Below are 581 nucleotides of genomic sequence, written 5' to 3'. Positions count from 1 at the left end.
ACCTGCACATCGTCGGACCCAACATGGCCACCCAGCCCTACGGCATCGGGGTCAACCTGACCAACACCGGGCTGGTCATCAGGGCCTCGAGCGGGTCGATGTCGCGCACCCGCGGAATCTCGACCAGGCCGCCGCCGAGGTGGCGGACCGGTGGCAGCACCCGCGTCCCCACCGTCACCCGGTCTTGCGGATCGCTGTCCAGGGTGCCCAGCGAGATGTGCGGAAAGTCGTCGTCGCCATCGTCGAAGTCGGGTCGGAACAGCGCCTGGGTGGCCTGGATGCGCCCCGTGGTCGGGCAGCCGCCCTGCGTGTCCGGCGGCTGGGTGCCCGGGCTTTCGTCGGCGCCGGTTTCCGGCTGCTCGATCTTCTCCGACTCGGCCATCAGTCCAGATACCTCGGCGTCGGTGGCGCGGGCGCGGGCCCCAGCACCGTCAACCACTTGCGGTACAACGTGTTCCACGTGCCGTCCCGGCGGATCCGCTCCAGGGTGCCGTTGACGAACCGGACCAGCCCGGTGTTGGTCAGGTTGACCCCGATGCCGTAGGGCTGGGTGGCCATGTTGGGTCCGACGATGTGCAGGT

At 69.4% G+C, this 581-nt stretch carries 1 protein-coding gene and 2 pseudogenes; 1 reads left to right on the top strand and 2 read right to left on the bottom strand.

Features of this window, described 5'->3' with window-relative positions; all coding sequences use genetic code 11:
• Positions 1-113, top strand: a pseudogene (locus A9X03_RS30885) (ABC transporter substrate-binding protein); the annotation flags it as partial.
• Here A9X03_RS30885 and A9X03_RS18035 read toward each other — a convergent pair.
• Positions 62-382 (bottom strand): annotated as a pseudogene (locus A9X03_RS18035) (serine/threonine protein kinase); the annotation flags it as partial. The pseudogenes A9X03_RS30885 and A9X03_RS18035 overlap by 52 nt on opposite strands.
• The coding region (locus A9X03_RS18030; RefSeq protein WP_156669951.1) for a transporter substrate-binding domain-containing protein at positions 382-581 on the bottom strand (200 nt) is incomplete at its 5' end. The gene A9X03_RS18030 and the pseudogene A9X03_RS18035, both read right to left, overlap by 1 nt.

This window comes from Mycobacterium sp. E1715 (assembly GCF_001667625.1).
Taxonomy (GTDB): domain Bacteria; phylum Actinomycetota; class Actinomycetes; order Mycobacteriales; family Mycobacteriaceae; genus Mycobacterium.
The sequence above is the reverse complement of the archived record's forward strand: the minus strand, read 5'-3'. Positions and strand labels throughout refer to the sequence as shown.